Genomic DNA, 18,052 nt, shown 5'->3' with positions numbered 1-18,052 from the left:
CTTTCGCCTGTGGCATGCCCTTCGACTGCGCTCAGGGCGAACGCAGGCCGGGCGGCAAGAGAACAGCTATGAGACTCCTGAAGCTCGTCCCCGACGACACCAATATCGACTTCGTCCGCCTGCGCGTCTGGGCGTTCGGGCTGACCCTCGCGCTCAGCCTGGCCGCGCTCGCGCTGGTCGCGGTCAACCGGCTCAACCTGGGCGTCGATTTCGTCGGCGGGCTGATGATCGAGGAGAAGTTCGCGACCACCCCCGACGTCGATCGCGTCCGCACCCTGGTCGATTCGCTCGGCGTCGGCCAGGCGACGCTCCAGCAGTTCGGCGATCCCAACACCGTCTCGATCCGCCTGCCGACGCCCGAGAGCACCGACGAGGGCGCCACCAACGCGGTGGTGCAGAAGGTGCAGCGTGCATTGTCGCAGGAATTCCCCGGCGCGCGGCTGTCGAAGCAGGATGCGGTCAGCGGCAAGGTGTCGAACGAACTGCTCTGGCGCGGCGGGCTGGCGGTCGGTCTCGCGATCCTCGGCATCGGCCTGTTCGCGGTGCTGCGTTTCGAATGGCAGTTCGGCGTCTCCACGATCGTCGCGATCGTCCACGACCTGCTGATGACGCTCGGCTTCTTCGCGCTGACCCAACTCGAATTCGATCTCAACATCGTCGCTGCGGTGCTGACGATCGTCAGTTATTCGATCAACGACAAGATCGTCATCGACGACCGTATCCGCGAAAACATGCGCCGCTATCGCAAGATGGAGATGCGCGACATCATCAACCTGTCGGTCAACGAGACGCTGCCGCGGACGGTGATGACCTCGGTGACGATCCTGCTCGCGCTCACCGCGATGCTGATCCTGGGCGGGCATGTGCTGCGCGGTTTCACCGCGGCGATGATCCTGGGCATCATCGTCGGCACCTATTCGTCGATCTACGTCTCGTCCTCGCTGCTCATCACCCTCGGCCTGCGCGCCGAGCCGAACGAGCGGGCGGCAAGCGCGATGGACAATGCCGAACGGGTCGGACCCCGAAAATGAAGATGGAGCCGGTGGTGACGCCGGGCGGGCCGATCGTCACCGGACTGGTCGGCACCGGCTTCCGGCTGGGCGAGACGCTATACCCCGCGGTGCTGATGACGACCGATGCGGTGGCGCGGTGGGCACCGCCGCCGCTGGCCGCGCTGGACGAAGCGGCGCTGGCGCCGATCCTGGCGGCGCGCCCGGAATTTCTCGTGCTCGGCACCGGCCGCGCGCTGGTCCGCCCGCCGCGCGCGCTGGTGGCGGCGCTGGAGGCGCGCGACATCGGCATCGAGCCGATGGACAGCCGCGCCGCCGCGCGCGCCTGGGGCGTCTTGCGCGCCGAGGGGCGGATCGTCGCGGCGGCGCTCTACCCGCTGGACGCGTAGCATTTCGCACGGCTAGTCTCTCCCGATTGCAAACGGCCGAGAGACATGATGACCACCTTCACGCTGATCGCCGCCGCCGCCGCCGCCTTGCAGGCGTCGCCAGCCCCCGCCCCCGATTACGCACAGGATGCCGCCTGGCTCTGCCGCCCCGGCCGCGCCGATGCCTGTGCGGTCGAGCAGGACGTGACGGTCATCCGCGCCGACGGCAAGCGCAAGGTCGAGCGCTTCCGCGCCGCGCGGCAACCCGCGTTCGACTGTTTCTACGTCTATCCGACCGTCTCGATGGACCAGAGCGCGAACAGCGACATGACGATCGGCGACGAGGAGCGGCAGGTCGCGGCCTCGCAGGCGGCGCGCTTCACCGCCAAATGCCGGGTGTTCGCGCCGATGTACCGCCAGGTGACGCTGGGCGCCTTGCGTGCCGCGATGACCGGGCAGCCCAATCCCGGCGACCGGGCGATGGCGCTGGCCGACGTCACGGCGGCGTGGAACGCCTATCTGGCGCGTGACAACGGCGGCCGCGGCGTGGTGCTGATCGGGCACAGCCAGGGCGCGAGCGTCCTCAAGGCATTGATCGCGCAGAGCATCGAAGGCCAGCCGATCCGGCGCAACATCGTCTCGGCGATGCTGATCGGCACCAACGTGGCGGTCCCGGCGGGCGCCGACGTCGGCGGCGACCTGAAGCGCATGCCCTTGTGCCGTTCCGCCACCCAATATGGCTGCGTGGTGACCTATACCAGCTTCCGCGCCGACGCGCCGCCGCCCGCGAACAGCCGCTTCGCCCGCGTGCCCGACGCCGGGATGGTCGCCGGCTGCACCAACCCGGCAGCACTCGCCGGCGGCAAGGCTGTGGCCGATGCGATCCTCGGCACCGCGGGCGCGGGGCAGTCGAGCGCCCGGCCCGGTCCCTGGACCCGCGACGGCGCGCCGCTGACCACGCGGTTCGTGAAGGTGCCGGGGCTGATCTCCACCGAATGCGTGGCGCGCGACGGCTTCGCCTATCTCGCGGTCACCGTGAACGCCGACCCGGCGGATGCGCGCACCGACGCGATCGTCGGCGACGTCACCTATCAGGGCCGCGTGCTGGCCGATTGGGGGCTGCACCTGATCGACATGCCGGCCGTGATGGGCGATCTGGTGGCGCTGGCCGATACGCAGGCGCAGGCGTGGCGCGGCATCGGCCTGCCGGCGAAATAACCGGCCGGCCTTTTTCGCGCATCTTTCCCCAGGTTAAGCGGCCTTTTCGACGCCAGGCGTTTGCTCCCGGTCACCACCGGAGCATCGCGATGAAGATCCATCACCTGAATTGCGGCACCGACTGCCCGGTCGGCGGCGCGTTGTTCGACGGACGCAGCCTGGGACCGCTCGGCAAAATCGTCTGCCACTGCCTGCTGATCGAGACCGATGCGCACGGGCTGGTGCTGGTCGACACGGGCTATGGCCTGAAGGACATCGACCACCCGCACCGCCACCCGGAACCGCGGATCAGCGTCCCCTGGCGATTGATGCTCAACATCCGGCTGCACGAGCGCGACACCGCGATCCGCCAAATCGAGGCGCTGGGCTATCGCGCCGCCGACGTCCGCCACATCATCGCCACCCATCTCGATTTCGACCACGCCGGCGGCCTGGAGGATTTCCCGAACGCGATCGTCCACGTCATGGCCCGCGAATATGATGACGCGACCGGTCCGCATGCAGGGGTGGTGGCGCGCAACCGCTGGCGCCCGTCGCAATTGAACGACGTACAGGCATGGCGCCGCTACGGCGCCCAGGGCGAGCGCTGGTTCGGGTTCGATGCGGTGCGCGGGCTCGACGGCCTGCCGCCCGAGATATTGATGGTGCCGCTGCCCGGCCACACCTGGGGCCATGCCGGCGTCGCGATCCGCCGCGGCGGAGGCTGGCTGCTTCACGCGGGCGACGCCTATTTCTACCGCGGCGAGATGCGGCAGGCACGCCGCCGGTGCACGCCGGGCCTGCGCGCCTACCAGCGCCTGATGGAAGTCGATGCGACCGCACGCATGACCAACCAAGCGCGGCTGCGGACGCTGTCGATCGAGCGCCGCGACGAGGTAGCGGTCACCTGCACGCACGATCCGGTAGAGCTGGAGCGGTGCCAGGCCGGAAGCCCATTGTGACGCCGTGACCGGGACGGCCCTATCCAGCCGTCCCGGTGTAGGCGATCGTTACAACATCTTGGCGACCGATCCGGCGCTCATCTGCTCGCTCTGTCCCCCGCTGTCGGGCCGTGCCGGTCCGAGAACCGGCACCTCTCCCATCGGTTCGACGCGCTGCGGCTTGAATTCACCCTTGCCGTCGATCGATGGGCCTTGCGACCAACGTCCCTCCGGATAGCTGCCGTCGGTCGAGGTTACGAAATAGGAGTAATTGAACTCCTGATTCTCCGCTTCCTGGGGAAAGGAGTTGGGAATCGGAAATTGCGCCGCGAACCCACCCAGATCCTCGATGACCGACAGCCACTGGTTCTGGTGCATCGTGTCGCGCGCGATCAGGAAGGCGAGCATGTCGCGCATGCCCTGATCGTGGGTCTGATTATAGAGCCGCACGGCGAGCACGCGGCCCGTTGACTCGGCAGCCACGTTGGCGGTCATGTCGGCGGCGATGTTGCCGCTGGCGTACACGTTGCTCATGTTGAACGGAACACCGTCCGCGTCGATCGGCATCGCGGCCAGCCCGGACGACAGCAACTGCTTGTGGATCATGCCCTCGATCGCCTGGCGCGGCCGTTCGCCGCCCATTACCGCTCCGACCAGCTTGTCGGTGACGCCCTCCTCCTGCAGATGCGCAGGCGCGGTTTCCAGGTTCATCGCCACCGCGGTCGCCAACATTTCGATGTGGCTGATCTCCTCGGTCGCGGTGTGGAGCAGCATGTCGCGGTATTTGGTGTTGGGTGCGCGATTGCCCCACGCCTGGAAGAAATACTGCATGCAGACCCGGATCTCCCCCTCGACGCCGCCGATCGCCTGCTGAAGCGATCTTGCGAAGGCGGGGTCCGGTTCCTTGACGACAACCGGATATTGCAGCCTAGAGTCATGATAATACATGTTAGTTTCTCCATCATGCCGCTATCGGGCGACATCGCGCAGAACGCCGACGGAGAGGAATGGTTTACTACGGATTGTTGCTTTCGATCCCCAGATAAACCAGGTTAATGCATTGGTCGCTCAAGAACTACTTTGAAGCGAAAGGCGAGCGTACTCAGCCGCCGGAGCGTGCCGTCGCTTCGCGAGTCTTCAAACGGACCCTCAGATCCGCTTTACCCCCGGATACGCCAGCAACATATCCGCATCACTGCTCGCCCGGACCGTCTCGTTCCCCGTGATGGTCACGCACTCGCCCGCTTTCCAAGTCACGTCCGCGACAGTGCCGGCCCCGGTGATCGGCACCAGCCACGCGGTGATGCCTTCGGGCAGCGTCACGGCATGATCGCCGCCGCTCAGCCGCTCGAGCACGAACTTCGGCCCCTCGACCAGAATCGCCCGCCCCGCCCCCGCTGAACCCGGCGAGACGATCGGCGTGTATGGTTGCAGGTCGGCGACCTCCACCCCGTCCTTCAGATGCAGTTCGCGGTCGCTGTCGTAATCGTACAGGCGGTACGTCGTCTCCGAATTCTGCTGCACCTCGATCAGGGTCAGCCCGCCGCCGATCGCGTGGATCGTGCCCGAGGGAGCGTAGAGAAAGTCGCCCGCCTTCACCGGCACCCAGTCGAGATCGTCGACGATCGCTCCGGACTGTGCATCGGCGCGCAGCTGGTCCGCGGTCATCGGCGCCTTGGGGCCGAGCGCGATCGTCGCGTCGGCGTCCGCCTTCAGAATCGTCCAGCATTCGTCCTTGCCGCGCGGCAGGCCCCTGGCATGCGCCTGGTCGTCGTCGGGATGGACCTGCACCGACAGCCGCTCGCCCGTGAAAAGGTATTTGATGAGCATGTCGGGGGTGGTGTCGCCGGGCGTCTGGAACCAGATCTCGCCGACCGGTGCCGCGTCTGCGGGCGCATCGTCGAACCCGAAGCCGAGATCGTGGCGGCCCCAGGGCTTTTCGACGCGGTGGGTCTGGAGCAATGTCGCTGGCATCGGAAAAGCCTCTGATAGGTGGAGGATCGGGGTCATAGGCGCAACGAGCGACGCACGCTATTGTTCGCCCCCGCCCCCGTGCGCTATGGGAGGCGCCGATGCGTATCCCCCAGTTCCGTTCGGTCGCGCTTGCCGCTGTGATCGCCCTCCCCGCCCTCGGCGTTGCCGGTTGCGCCCAGAATCGTGCGAAGGGCGACACGCCCTATATCGCCCGCGATGTCGGCACCTTGTACCTCACCGCCAAGAAGCGGCTGGATGACCGGCGCTACAAGGAAGCCGCGGTGCTGTTCGATGAGGTCGAGCGCCAGCATCCCTATTCGGTCTGGGCGCGGCGCGCGCAGTTGATGAGCGCGTTCAGTTACTATCTCAATCGCGACTATACCGAATCGATCCAGTCGTCGCAGCGCTTCCTGTCGGTTCATCCCGGCAACCGCGACGCGGCTTATGCTTATTATCTGATCGCCCTGGGCTATTACGAGCAGGTCGGCGACGTCACCCGCGACCAGAAGATCACGCGCCAGGCGCTGGATGCGCTGGGCGAGCTGACACGCCGCTATCCGGGCACCCGCTATGCCGCCGACGCGCGGCTGAAGATCGACCTGGTCAACGACCATCTCGCAGGCAAGGAGATGGAGATCGGCCGCTTCTATGAGACGCGTGGCCAGTGGCTGGCGGCCACGCTGCGCTTCCGCCGGGTGATCGAGCAATATGAACAGACCACCCACACGCCCGAAGCACTGATGCGGCTGACGGAGACGTATCTGGCGCTGGGCACGCCGCTGGAGGCGCAGAAATCGGCGGCGGTGCTCGGCGCGAACTATCCGGGGACGCAGTGGTACGAGCGTGCGTATAAATTGATGCAGGATCATCCGGCGCAGCCGCTGCCCGCCGTGCCGCCGGGTACGGCCATCGTACCCGAGGGCACGGCGGGCGCACGGCCGAGCCTGCCGGGCGAAGCGGGGCAGACACCCAACGCGGAGGCGCCGGGCAATCCCACCCCGGTGGCGCCAAGCGGCGGCACGACGGGCACCGGTACGCCCACCACCGAGACGCCGACGACCTGAGCCGTCTTATTCCTCCCCAAGCTCTGCTTGGGGAGGGGGACCGCGGCTGAAGGGCGTGATGGAGGGGCAAAGCCCCAACGGCAATCGCTCGTGGCCAGCCCCTCCACCACTCGCTGCGCGAGCGGTCCCCCTCCCCGAGCAAGCTCGGGGAGGGGGAGAACGAAAGAACATTCAGGCATCGCACCGCCGTGCTAACCCGTGTAGGGCGCACCCATGCTGACCGGGCTATCCATCCGCGACGTGGTGCTGATCGAGGCACTCGACCTGGAGTTTCACGAGGGGCTGGGCGTGCTGACGGGTGAGACCGGCGCGGGCAAGTCCATCCTGCTCGACGCGCTGGGCCTTGCCTTGGGCGGGCGCGGCGACAGCGCGCTGGTCCGCCACGGCGCGGTGCAGGCGATCGTCACCGCATCGTTCGATCCGCCCGCGCCCGTTTTGGCCCTGCTCGATGAAAACGGCTTCGCGATCGAACCTGGCGAGCCGCTGGTCGTGCGCCGCATCGTCAAGCGCGACGGCGGCAGCCGCGGCTTCGTCAACGATCAGCCTGTGTCTGCGGGGTTGCTGCGCGAGATGGCGCCGCATCTCGTCGAGATTCACGGCCAGCACGACGATCGCGGGTTGCTGTCCCCCGCCGGGCACCGCGCGCTGCTGGATAGCTTCGGCCGGGTCGATACAGCCCCCACCGCCGCCGCCTGGGAGACGCTGCGCGCTGCGGACGCGGCGCTGGCCGCGGCACGGGCGGAGATCGAGACCGCGGCGCGCGACCGCGAATGGCTCGAACATGCCGCCGCCGAACTCACCGCGCTGGCCCCGGAAGCGGGGGAGGAAGAAGCGCTGGCGGATCGGCGTCGCACGATGCAGCGCGCGGAGAAGATCGCCGACGATCTGGAGGCGATCGACGCCCATCTCGAAGGATCGGATGGCGGTCTTGCCAAGCTGCGCCAGGCGGCACGGGTGCTGGAGCGCATCGCTGGTGATCACGAAGCGCTCACCGATGCGCTGGCGGCGGTCGATCGCGCGGTAATCGAAGCGGCGCTGGCCGAGGAACGGCTGCGTGACGCGCGCACCGCGCTGACCCACGATCCGCGTGCGCTGGAAGACGACGAGGCGCGGCTGTTCGAATTGCGGGCGATGGCGCGCAAGCACCGCGTTCAGCCGGATCAGCTTGTCGCGCTGGCCGAGGATCTGCGCACGCGGCTGGGACGGCTGGACGCGGGCGAAGGCGGCGTGGCGCAACTGAGCGCCGCCGTTGCCGCGGCGCGGCGGGATTACGACGCGGCGGCGGCGGCGGTGTCGGCACAGCGCACCGCCGCCGCCGCGCGGTTGGACGCCGCGGTCGCTGACGAACTGGCGCCACTGAAGCTGGATGCCGCGCGCTTTCGCACCGTGGTGGCCGTCGGAGCGCAGGACGGCTGGTCGGCGGCCGGCAAGGATCGCGTCGAATTCGAGATTTCGACCAACCCCGGCGCCCCCTTCGCGCCCCTGGTCAAGATCGCGAGCGGCGGCGAATTGTCGCGCTTCATCCTGGCGATGAAGGTCGCGCTGGCGGAAGAAGGGTCGGCCGCGACGATGGTGTTCGACGAGATCGACCGCGGGGTCGGCGGCGCGGTCGCCAGCGCAATCGGCGAACGCCTCGCCCGGCTGGCGGAGCGCACCCAGTTGCTCGTCGTGACCCATTCCCCCCAGGTGGCCGCGCGCGGACGCCAGCATTTGCTGATCGCCAAGGCGCATGACGGAATTGTCACCCGCACCGGCGTCCGCACGCTGGGCGAAGACGAACGCCGGGAGGAAATCGCGCGCATGCTGTCGGGTGCCAGCATCACCCCGGAAGCGCGCGCGCAGGCCGAACGACTGCTGGAGACGGCTTAGAGCATGATGACCTTGGATTGACTTACTTCCGTTCGTCCTGAGGAGGGACTGAGCGCAGGCGAAGGACCGTCTCGAAGGACAGTGGGTCTCACCTGTCCTTCGAGACGCCGCTTCGACTTCGCTCAGGGCTCCTCAGGACGAACGGATCGGTATCAAGTCATCGCGCTCTAGAGCGTCCCTGCCCCCCCGTTCGCGCCCAGCGTCGAGCCCGTGGTGTAGCTGTTGCCCGCCTCCGCCAGCGTCACGTAAAGCCCGGCCAGTTCGGCCGGCTGGCCCGCGCGGCCGAGCGGCATGTCCTGGCCGAACTTCCCGAGCGTGCCGGGCAGCTGGCCGCCCACCACCTGTAGCGGGGTCCAGATCGGGCCGGGTGCGACCATGTTGACGCGGATGCCCTGTTTGGCGACCTGCTTGGCCAGCCCCTTGGTGAACACCAGGATGGCAGCCTTGGTCGTGGCATAGTCGAGCAGTTCCTCGCCCGGATCGACCGAATTGACCGATCCCGTGTTGATGATCGCGGATCCGGGCTTCATCAGCGGCAGCGCCGCCTTGGTCAGCCAGAACATCGCATAGACGTTGGTCTTCATCGTGCGGTCGAACTGTTCGGGGGTGATCTCGGCGATCGAAGCCTTGGATTGCTGATAGGCCGCGTTGCTGACCAGGATGTCGAGCCCGCCAAGCTGGCGAGCGGCGCGGCCGGGCAGCGCGGTGGTGAAGCGCTCGTCGGTCAGGTCGCCGGGCAGCAGCACCAGCTTGCGTCCCTCTGCCCGCAGCAGCTTGGCGACGTCTTGAGCGTCTGGTTCCTCGTCGGGGTGATAGTTTATCGCGACATCCGCCCCCTCGCGCGCGAAGGCGATCGCGGCGGCGCGGCCGATCCCCGAATCGGCGCCGGTCAGCAGCGCCTTGCGTCCCTGCAGCCGCCCCGAGCCCCGGTAGCTGGTCTCGCCGCAATCGGGCACCGGCGTCATGTTGCGCTGCAATCCCGGCCACTTCTGGCGCTGTTCGGGGAACGGCGTGCGGGTATATTTCGTCTGCGGATCGACCGGGACGGTCTGCCCCTGCGCGAACGCTGGCGCGGCGGCGGCAACCAAGCCGGCGGCGGCGGCCCCGCGGAAGACGTCGCGGCGGGTGGCATCGTCGGTCATGGCGGCATCCTTCTTGCAATTTCCTCGCGACAGCGCACGATCAAGGCTTTGGTTTCACGCTACTTACCTGGATCAGTCGGACTTTCGCTTGCGGGCGTGGCGGCGCCTATCCTAACCCTGTGCCATGACCGTGCCGACGACCGACGCCGAAGCCGCCGCCGCGCTTGAGGCGCTCGCCGTCGAGATCGCGCGCCACAACCGGCTGTACCATGGCGACGACGCACCGGAGATCAGCGACGCGGATTATGATGCGCTGGTCCGCCGCAACGCCGCGCTGGAGGCCGCCTTTCCAAAGCTGGTCCGGGCCGACTCGCCGTCGGTTCAGGTCGGTGCCGCGCCCGCGGCGCACCTCGCCAAGGTTGCGCACGCCAGGCCGATGACGAGCCTGGACAACGCCTTTTCGGACGCGGAGGTGGCCGAGTTCGTCGCGCGTGTTCGCCGCTTCCTGAAGCTCGACGACGAGGCGGTGGCGCTCACTGCGGAGCCGAAGATCGACGGCCTGTCCTGCTCGCTGCGCTACGAAGGCCGGCGGCTGGTTCAGGCGCTCACCCGCGGCGACGGACAGGTGGGGGAGGACGTCACCGCCAACGTCCGCACGATTCCCGACATCCCGCAGACGCTGCCCCAGGGCGCGCCGGACGTGTTCGAGGTCCGCGGCGAAGTCTATATGGCCAAGGCGGATTTCGCCGCGCTCAACGCCCGCCTGCTCGCCGAAGCGGCAGAGCCCGCCAAGGCGCGCCAGTTCGCCAACCCGCGCAACGCCGCGGCGGGTTCGCTGCGCCAGAAGGATGCGAGCGTCACCGCCAGCCGCCCCTTGCGCTTCCTGACCCACGGCTGGGGCGAGGCGAGCGTGACGCCCGGAAACACCCAGGGCGAAGTCATCGACTGCATCCGTACATGGGGCTTTCCCGTGTCCGATTACTTTTGCATCGTGGGCACGGTCGACACGGCGCTGATGGTCTATCGGCAGATCGAAGCGGATCGTTCGCGGCTCCCCTTCGACATCGACGGCGTCGTTTACAAGCTGAACCGGCTGGCCTGGCAGGCGCGTCTCGGCGTCGTCGGGCGTGCCCCGCGCTGGGCGATCGCGCACAAATTCCCCGCCGAACGCGCGCAGACGATACTTCAGGCGATCGACATTCAGGTCGGCCGCACTGGCAAGCTCACCCCCGTCGCGCGGCTCGAACCCGTCACCGTCGGCGGCGTCGTCGTCACCAATGCCACGCTCCACAACCGCGACGAGATCGCGCGGCTGGGGGCGCGCGTTGGCGACCGCGTTGTCGTGCAGCGCGCCGGCGACGTCATCCCGCAGATCGTCGAGGTACTGACCCGCGACGAAGACCGTCCCGCCTTCGTCTTCCCCGACCATTGCCCACCGCAATATGGAGGATGCGGCTCCGAAGCGGTGGCCGAGGAAGGCGAGGTCGACGTGCGCTGCACCGGCGGTCTGATATGCCCGGCGCAGCGACTGGAGCGACTACGGCATTTCGTGTCGCGCGGCGCGCTCGACATCGAAGGGCTGGGCGAGAAGACGCTGGTCGAGTTGCTCGAACTCGGCTGGATCGCCGAGCCTGCGGACATCTTTCGCATGGCGCAGCACCGCGATGCGCTGGTCGCGCGCGAGGGATGGCAGGCGAAGTCGGTCGACGCGCTGCTCGCCGCGATCGAGGCGAAGCGCGCGCCCGATGCCGCCCGGCTGCTGTTCGGCCTCGGCATACGCCACGTCGGCCAGGTGACCGCGCGCGACCTGATGCGCCGGTTCGGCACCCTCCCCCGGCTTCGGGAGACCGCGGAGGCGGCGCACCGCAGCGATGCCGATGCGCTGGGGGACTTCGCGCTGATCGAGGGCGTCGGGCCGATCGTCGTGCGCGCGCTCGGCGATTTCTTCCACGAGCCGCACAACCTCACCGCCTGGGACGACCTGCTCGCCGAAGTCACCCCGCCGCCCTTCATCCACGAAACCCGCGCGTCGCATGTGTCGGGCAAGACGGTGGTTTTCACCGGCACGCTGGAAACGATGAGCCGCGACGAGGCGAAGGCACAGGCCGAGGCGCTGGGCGCGCGCGTCGCGGGATCGGTGTCGGCGAAGACCGGGCTGGTGGTGGCTGGCGCGGCCGCAGGCTCCAAGCTGAAGAAGGCGGCCGAACTGGGCGTGCCGGTGATCGACGAGGCGGGTTGGGCGGCGATCGTCGCGGCGGCTGGATGAACGGGGGAATCGTGGCAGAGGACAGGATGGCAGCGACCGGCGATGACGTGGACGCCTTTCTGGCGCGCGCCGAACCGGTCGAACGGCGCGAGGATGCCCTCCGAATCGCGGCATTGATCGGTCGCATCACCGGTGAGGCTCCCCAAATGTGGGGCAGCGCGATCGTCGGCTATGGCCGATACCATTACCGCTACGACAGCGGGCGCGAAGGCGACATGTGCCGCATCGGCTTTTCGCCGCGCAAGCCGCATCTCGTCCTGTACCTGCCCGGTACGATCGACGGCTATGGCGCGCTGCTCCATCGGCTCGGCCGGCATACACGCGCCAAGGCTTGCCTCTATATCAAGCGGTTCGCCGACGTGGATGAGACGGTACTGGCACAGGTGATCGAGCAGGCCTGGAGCCGCGGCACCGGCTGAACAACGGGGTGTGATGCTTTTTTGCAACGCACCATGCACGACTTCTCGAACCCCATACAACCGACTCGCCAATGTCATGGAACCGCAATATCCGTGCGGCAGTGGCATCTGCGACGGCGAGGACGCCGCGCGTGCGTGGACCGGCACGGCTCAAAAGGGAAAATATTCGATGCGAAACAACCTGTTCCTGGGCGTTGCCGCCGTCGCGCTGATGATGCCGGTCGCGGCGTTCGCGCAGGAGACGACGTCCACGATCGCGGGCACCGTCACCTCGAACGGCGCACCGGTTGCGGGCGCTACCGTCACCGTGCTGAACGTGCCATCGGGCACCACCGCGACATCGACGACCGATGCGAGCGGGTCGTTCAACGCGACCGGCCTGCGCATCGGCGGCCCGTTCACGGTGACCGTAACGGCAGCCGGATATGATAGTGCGACCGTGACCGACATCTTCACGGTGATCGCGCAGCCGTTCGAACTGCCGATCGAACTCGCGGCCGAGGGTGCGCAGGGCGGCGACATCATCGTGACCGCATCGTCGATCCGCGGCGCGGGGACGAGTTCGCAGGGGCCGGCCACGGTGCTGACCGCCGAAGACATCGCCAATGTCGCCACGATCAACCGCGACGTCCGCGATCTGATGCGCCGCGATCCCTTCGCGCGCCTCGACGATACGCCGGGCGGTGGCCGCGCGGTGTCCTTCGCGGGCCAGAATGCGCGCTTCAATCGCTTCTCGGTGGACGGTGTGCCCGTCACCGACAATTTCGGCCTCAACCCCGATGGCCTGCCGACCCGCCGCTCGCCCATCCCGCTGGATGCGATCGGTCAGTTCCAGACCAAGGTCGCGCCGTATGACGTGCGCGAAGGCAATTTTCAGGGCGGCGCGATCAACGCGGTGCTGAAATCGGGCACCAACACCTTCCACGGCACGGGCTTCTACGCGCAAACCCAGGACGAACTGCAGGGCGACCGCACGAAGCCTGGGCCCGGCGTGGCCGCAAATGGCCGGGTGCCCAAACCCAATTACAAGGTCCAGAATTACGGCGCCCAGATCTCGGGTCCGATCATCGCCGACCGACTGTTCTTCATGGTCGCCGGCGAGCGCATCCGCGGCGGTTTGCCGATCGCGGAAGGCACGGCGGAGAACAACGCGGGCACCATCGTTCCGTCGATCTCGCAGAATCAGGTGGATCGGATCTCGGCGATCGCCCAGTCGCGCTATGGGTATGAAACCGGCGGAATCCTCACGGACTCGCAGGACAGCGACGACCGGCTGGTTGCGCGTCTCGACGCCAATCTGTCGGATACGCAACGTGCCTCGTTGACGTATCTCTACACCAAGGATTCGATCCGCTTCAATCAGAACACCTTCGTCACCGGCACGCCGGGCATCGGTCTGGAATCGAACGGCTATATCGCGTCCAATCGTCTCCACACCGGGGTGTTCCAGTTGAACAGCGACTGGTCGGACGATTTCTCGACCGAGCTGCGTGGGTTCTACAAGGATTACAAGCGCGGCCAGGATCCGATCCTGGGCCGGGGCTTCGCACAGTTTCAGGTCTGCACGGCCGAAAACTCCGACCGGACCGCGCCGGGCGCGCAGGGGGCGGCCGCTTCGACGGCATGCGCCCCAGGTTCCGGTCAGGTCAGCTTCGGTCCGGACATCTCGCGCCAGACCAACGCGCTCACCAGCCGTACCTATGGCGGCCTGGTGCAGGGGCGCCTGAACCGCGACAACCACGATCTGCGGGTGTTCGCGGAGATGCAGGACACGCGCATCTTCAACGCCTTCCTGCAACGTAGCGCAGGCGATTATTATTTCGACTCGATCGCCGACTTCCAGGCGGGCAACGCGCAGCGCCTGCGATACGGCAATGCGGTGCCCAGCCTCGACCCGAACGTTGCCGCAGCCGACTTCCGCTACCAGCAGTTCAGCTTCGGTATTCAGGACACCTGGCGCCTGACCGACTGGTTCACGCTGAACTACGGCGTACGCTACGACGTCTATGGCGATGCGGGTTCCAAGCGGGTTGCGTTTAACCAGAGCTTCCTCGACCGCGCCGGGTTCCGCAACACCGCCTACATCAGCGGGCGCGATGTGGTGCAGCCGCGTATCGGCTTCGATCTGCGGCCGTTCGGTGACCTGTCGGTCCGCGGCGGTGTCGGCATCTTCTCGGGCGGTTCGCCGGACGTCTATGTCTCGAACAGCTTCTCGAACACCGGCTTCCTGACGAACTCGGTGGACATCCGCCGCAACAACGACGGCAGCTTCACCATTCCGGGCTTGACCGGCGCGGCGGTCACTGCTGCGGGCCAAGCCGGCTTGAATGGCGTCAACGGCACGGCGATCCCGGCCGCGGTGGACACCGCACTGCTAGCCCTGCAAGGCAATCCGGCCGCTCCCGCGACCGTCAACGCGCTCGATCCGAATTTCAAGCTGCCCTCGCAGTGGCGTTCGACGCTGTCGTTCGACTACACGCCCGAGGTTCTCGGCGGTGGCTGGACCTTCGGCGCGGACTTCTTCTATTCGGCGGTGCGCAATCAGGTGTTCTTCACCGATGTGCGCGTCCGCCCGAACGGGCTGCTCACCCCGGATGGCCGCACCCGCTACAGCCCGTTGACCAGCTTTGCCGATACCAATCAGGACTTGCTGCTCACCAACACCAAGAAGGGGCGCAGCTACATCGCCGTGGCGCGCTTCGAAAAGCGGTTCGACTTCGATCTGACCATCGGCGCGACCTACGCCTATCAGGACATCAAGGATCAGGCACCGGCGACCTCTTCGACGGCGGGGTCGAATTACGGCAACGGCGGCTTCCTGGACGCGAACGGCGCCGCCTACGGCATTTCGAACGATGAGGTGAAGCACAACATCAAATATAACCTGACGTTCGATCACGCGTTCTTCGGTGATTACAAGACCACTTTCGCGCTGTTCGGCGAAACGCGGATCGGCCGTCCGTACAGCTATACCATGCAGGAGGCATCGAACGCACGCAGCCCCGTCTTCGGGACTTCGGGCACCGGCACGCGCTATCTGCTCTACGTGCCGACGAGCACCACCGATGCGCTCGTCAGCTATGACACCCCCGCCACCCGCGATACATTCGAGGCGCTCATCAACTCGACCGACCTGGCGAAATACCGCGGCAAGATCGCGCCGCGCAATGCGTTCAATTCGAAATGGTTCACCCGTTTCGACCTGCACGTGGCGCAGGAGATCCCCACCGGGGTCGCCGGCTCGCGGCTTCAGGTGTTTGCCGATATCGAAAACGTCACGAATTTGATCAACAAGAACTGGGGCCAGATCCGCGAATACGTCTTCCCCTATACGATCCCGGCGGTGCGCGTGCAGTGCCTGGCCTCGCCGACTCCTACTGGCACTTCGGCGGCGGGCGTGTTGGTCAACACCTCGACCCAGCCATGCGCGCAATATCGCTATCTGGCGCCCAACACCGCGCCGACGGACACGATCTATGCCCGCCAATCGCTCTACGCGATCCGGGTCGGCGCGCGCTTCAGCTTCTAAAAGCCTTGCGCTAGCGACATATTCCGGCCGCCGTCCTTCGGGACGGCGGCTTTTTTTTAGAGTATCCGTCGTGATCCGGCGGGTTTTTGGGGTTAGGGTTCGATTGTCTTTGAGAAGCGTATTTACGAGGATGATGAGCTTTCGCATCACGGCGCTGGTGCGACCTGGGGTGGTTTTTCCGGCGGCGGCCAGCGCCTGATACTTTGCTTTCCATGTAATCGTTAAAGCGGGGCGCGGGTGTGTCTATGCGAGCGAGCCTGGCGGCGTCGATCGCATCGGTCCCCTCGACAGGCTCGGGACCGGCTTCGCGTGGGGGCAGACCGCCGCGCTGCATCGGGTTGACCTCGGCCAAGGGCATGCCGGCCTCGCCGCAAGTTGAATGAAGGCGAGGAAGTTTGCGGTGAGTTTTCGTGACGTATCACGATATGCCGCCATTGTTTAAGGCGAAAAGGCCCTCGATGCGGTGCTGGAACTCGACGACGGAACCCTACTCGCGGAATGCACCGCAATCACCGAATACCTCGACGCGCTTGAAGGCGTCCTCAGGCTTACCGGCAGGTCAGCGCGCGAAAGAGGCCTGATCCACATGATGAGCAAGCGTGCTGAGATCGAGCGCTGGATGCCGTCAGCGTCCATTTCCATCACGCGACACCGGGGCTTGGGCCGGACGTCGAGCTCTATCAAAACGCCGAGTGGGGGCTCCGTCAGCGCGACAAGGCTCGACGCGGCATGCGGTATTTCGATGATGTTCTTCGGGGCCAGCCGTATGTTGCTGGGGAGATGTTCTCCATGCCCGATATCACGGTGATTGGCGGCCCCCTTCGCCGGGCTCGTTGATGTGCCGATACCCGGCGACTGCACGGCACTGCTGGCTTGGTATTCACGAATGCAGGAACGTCCCAGCGTCAAGAACCGTGTGAGCATGTCGGAGAGAACCTAATCACTATCGCGTCGTCGGTTCGAGCGCTCCGCAATATCGTCGGACAGGTTTCGCGCGAGAGGCTCTACGAGCTTCGCAGGGACGCAGGTCTGTAGCGGTCGGCCGGCTTCGTTACGGTGCCGTCAGCCCGAACGCCCCGAATGTAAAGGCGTAACGATCGCTCGATGGAAATGCCGCGAACGCGGTCATCTGGCCGGCCTCGTAGCGGAAGTGCCAGGTCTGTTCGATAACGGGGGCGGGTGCGGTAAAGGCGGTCGGATCGAACAGGGCGATATTGGCGCGGTGATCGAGATCGCGCACCGAGGCGTAGCGAATGGCCTGTGCGTCGATGCTACGGGAGGCAGTAGCGAACGTCTGGCAGTCCTCATAATCATCCGGTTTTATCCATCGGGCGGCTGGCGCATCAAACGGTGGCGCCGTCAGGTCGAGCGCGCGATCGACCATGATCGGCACCGTGAACGCCGAATGCTCGACCACGGTCGTCGGCGGTACAAACCCGGGAGAGCGGGAGAAGAACAGCAACCGCCAATAGGCCGTTTCCGCAACCGCGGTCGCGACGTGCTCGGAGGCATAGAAGATGCCGGGGCGCTCGTTCGCTCGCCGGAACCGCGACGCCTTGGCGTAACCGTATCGGAACCGGGTGCCGAGCAGATAGTGCAGCCCGCGTGCGGTCTTCGGCATCACCGGCTTGACCTCCTCGACCAGCCGTTCGAGCAGCGCCTGATCCTCGATGTCGCCAGCGAGCCGGTTGGTCGAGATACGGTGCTGCGCCTCGACCAGCCGCCAGACCTTGCCGGCGTATCGGCGGAAGTCTGCGGGGGTCGGGACGACCTCAGACCTGGGCGCGGAAGTCATCGACGTAGTTCGTCACCGCCCCCAGGCCATGGATCGAGCGGATCAGGTCGATCGGGCGGCCGTCGAGATCGGGATTGGGGCTGCGCAGCCACGACATCGACGCATCGTCGTCGCTGCCCATCAGCGCATCGAGGCCGCGGAACAGGCGGACGAGATACTGGCCAAGCTCGAACGCCTTGCTCGACCGGTCGAGTTCGAACCCGCCGGTCCGCAGGCGCGAGGCGGTTGCGGGCGACAGGCCCAGCACCGCGCCGAGTTGCTCATTGGTCAGCTTCCAGCAGGCTGCGACGCGAGACACGGCCGCGGTCAGCACCCGATTCTCGTCGTTCTTCGGCATTGGTCCGCCCGTTGCCATGTTCGTTCATTGGAATGGATTAGCCTGTATTCGCTTGTAAGAACGATACGCCTTGACCGCAAGTCTCTGGCTGAGCGGTCGCGTGATCGAAGCTGGCGCAAGCCGGCGCATTTCACCTAACAGCCCAATTCTGTTTTCGGCACCGTCCGGCGATTTTCACCCGGCCCGATCGACCGACGATCC

Annotated in this window: 14 protein-coding genes; 9 read left to right on the top strand and 5 right to left on the bottom strand. The window is 66.6% G+C overall.

Annotated elements, in window-relative coordinates; genetic code table 11:
* The first annotated feature begins 68 nt into the window (after window positions 1-68).
* The 4 genes from secF to VF643_RS14535 all read left to right on the top strand — a co-directional run bounded on the left by secF (window position 69) and on the right by VF643_RS14535 (window position 3,537).
* Window positions 69-1,031, top strand: a complete 963-nt coding sequence (secF, locus tag VF643_RS14550; protein WP_331044099.1) for a protein translocase subunit SecF — start codon at window positions 69-71, stop codon at window positions 1,029-1,031.
* A complete protein-coding gene (locus VF643_RS14545; protein ID WP_331044098.1) occupies window positions 1,028-1,399 on the top strand; it encodes an Mth938-like domain-containing protein in 372 nt (123 codons plus the stop codon). Before secF ends, VF643_RS14545 begins: the two co-directional genes overlap by 4 nt.
* A 45-nt stretch (window positions 1,400-1,444) precedes the next feature.
* Window positions 1,445-2,596 carry a DUF3089 domain-containing protein gene (locus VF643_RS14540; protein ID WP_331044097.1) on the top strand — a complete coding sequence of 384 codons (1,152 nt, stop codon included), beginning with the start codon at window positions 1,445-1,447 and terminating at the stop codon, window positions 2,594-2,596.
* Window positions 2,597-2,685: 89 nt separating this feature from the next.
* Window positions 2,686-3,537, top strand: a complete 852-nt coding sequence (locus VF643_RS14535; RefSeq protein WP_331044096.1) for an MBL fold metallo-hydrolase — start codon at window positions 2,686-2,688, stop codon at window positions 3,535-3,537.
* A gap of 48 nt (window positions 3,538-3,585) precedes the next feature.
* Here VF643_RS14535 and VF643_RS14530 read toward each other — a convergent pair whose 3' ends face one another.
* Together VF643_RS14530 and VF643_RS14525 are read right to left on the bottom strand one after the other, a co-directional pair.
* A complete protein-coding gene (locus tag VF643_RS14530) occupies window positions 3,586-4,464 on the bottom strand; it encodes a manganese catalase family protein (RefSeq protein WP_331044095.1) in 879 nt (292 codons plus the stop codon).
* A gap of 201 nt (window positions 4,465-4,665) precedes the next feature.
* Window positions 4,666-5,490 (bottom strand): class I mannose-6-phosphate isomerase, encoded by an 825-nt coding sequence (locus tag VF643_RS14525; RefSeq protein ID WP_331044094.1) that lies wholly within the window; start codon window positions 5,488-5,490, stop codon window positions 4,666-4,668.
* Between the two features lie 98 nt (window positions 5,491-5,588).
* On the opposite strand from VF643_RS14525, the gene VF643_RS14520 reads away from it, so the two are divergent.
* Complete coding sequence (locus tag VF643_RS14520) at window positions 5,589-6,554, top strand: outer membrane protein assembly factor BamD (RefSeq protein WP_331044093.1); 966 nt, start codon at window positions 5,589-5,591, stop codon at window positions 6,552-6,554.
* A 213-nt stretch (window positions 6,555-6,767) separates the two neighbouring features.
* Window positions 6,768-8,423, top strand: coding sequence for a DNA repair protein RecN (gene recN, locus VF643_RS14515; protein WP_331044092.1), 1,656 nt, complete (start codon window positions 6,768-6,770; stop codon window positions 8,421-8,423).
* Between the two features lie 167 nt (window positions 8,424-8,590).
* Here the strand turns inward: recN and VF643_RS14510 are convergent, their stop codons facing one another.
* The gene (locus VF643_RS14510; RefSeq protein WP_331044091.1) at window positions 8,591-9,565 is read right to left on the bottom strand and encodes an SDR family oxidoreductase; all 975 of its coding nucleotides are present in this window, start codon (window positions 9,563-9,565) and stop codon (window positions 8,591-8,593) included.
* Between the two features lie 124 nt (window positions 9,566-9,689).
* Here VF643_RS14510 and ligA point away from each other — a divergent pair, with 124 nt between their 5' ends.
* From ligA to VF643_RS14495, 3 genes are all read left to right on the top strand, one after another.
* Window positions 9,690-11,771, top strand: a complete 2,082-nt coding sequence (gene ligA, locus VF643_RS14505) for an NAD-dependent DNA ligase LigA (RefSeq protein WP_331044090.1) — start codon at window positions 9,690-9,692, stop codon at window positions 11,769-11,771.
* Entirely contained in the window at window positions 11,768-12,190 is a 423-nt protein-coding gene (locus tag VF643_RS14500; RefSeq protein WP_331044089.1) for a DUF1801 domain-containing protein, read from the top strand. The genes ligA and VF643_RS14500 overlap by 4 nt, the downstream gene beginning before the upstream one ends.
* Window positions 12,191-12,359: 169 nt before the next feature.
* A complete protein-coding gene (locus tag VF643_RS14495) occupies window positions 12,360-15,719 on the top strand; it encodes a TonB-dependent receptor (RefSeq protein ID WP_331044088.1) in 3,360 nt (1,119 codons plus the stop codon).
* Between the two features lie 1,051 nt (window positions 15,720-16,770).
* On the opposite strand, the gene VF643_RS14490 is transcribed toward VF643_RS14495, so the two are convergent.
* Both VF643_RS14490 and VF643_RS14485 read right to left on the bottom strand, forming a co-directional pair.
* The gene (locus VF643_RS14490) at window positions 16,771-17,514 is read right to left on the bottom strand and encodes an RES family NAD+ phosphorylase (protein WP_331044087.1); all 744 of its coding nucleotides are present in this window, start codon (window positions 17,512-17,514) and stop codon (window positions 16,771-16,773) included.
* On the bottom strand, window positions 17,492-17,851 hold the full coding sequence (locus VF643_RS14485) for an MbcA/ParS/Xre antitoxin family protein (RefSeq protein WP_331044086.1): 360 nt from the start codon (window positions 17,849-17,851) through the stop codon (window positions 17,492-17,494). Before VF643_RS14485 ends, VF643_RS14490 begins: the two co-directional genes overlap by 23 nt.
* Window positions 17,852-18,052 lie beyond the last annotated feature (201 nt).

The organism is Sphingomonas sp. (assembly GCF_036387595.1).
Lineage (GTDB): Bacteria > Pseudomonadota > Alphaproteobacteria > Sphingomonadales > Sphingomonadaceae > Sphingomonas.
The sequence above is the reverse complement of the archived record's forward strand: the minus strand, read 5'-3'. Positions and strand labels throughout refer to the sequence as shown.